Source organism: Halococcus thailandensis JCM 13552 (assembly GCF_000336715.1).
Classification (GTDB): Archaea; Halobacteriota; Halobacteria; order Halobacteriales; family Halococcaceae; genus Halococcus; species Halococcus thailandensis.
Window position 1 is genome coordinate 1 of record NZ_AOMF01000063.1, and the last position, 310, is coordinate 310.

1 protein-coding gene is annotated in these 310 nt (G+C 61.3%); it reads left to right on the top strand.

The genetic code is table 11. The features are described 5' to 3' along the window. Window positions 1–310: transposase (locus tag C451_RS22445; protein WP_007737452.1), on the top strand; the 310-nt coding region annotated here is incomplete at both ends.

Here is a 310-nt window from a genome sequence, read left to right on the forward strand (position 1 = left end):
TGGACTGCGACACGCAGGTCATCGTCGCGCAGGACATCACTACTGACGCAAACGACGTCCAGCAGCTCAAGCCGATGCTGGAGAACTGCGAGGAGGTGAACGGCAAGCGCCCGACGAAGGCGCTTGCCGACGCTGGGTATTGGAGCAAAGCGAACGCGCAGTTAGCGGATGAGCAGACGGAGCTGTTCATCGCCACGACCAAAGACTGGAAGCGACGGAAAGAGCTTCGGGAGGCGGATCCGCCGCGAGGGCGGATCCCCAAATGGTACGGGCTGAAAGAACGCATGGAGCGGAAACTCCGGACGAAACG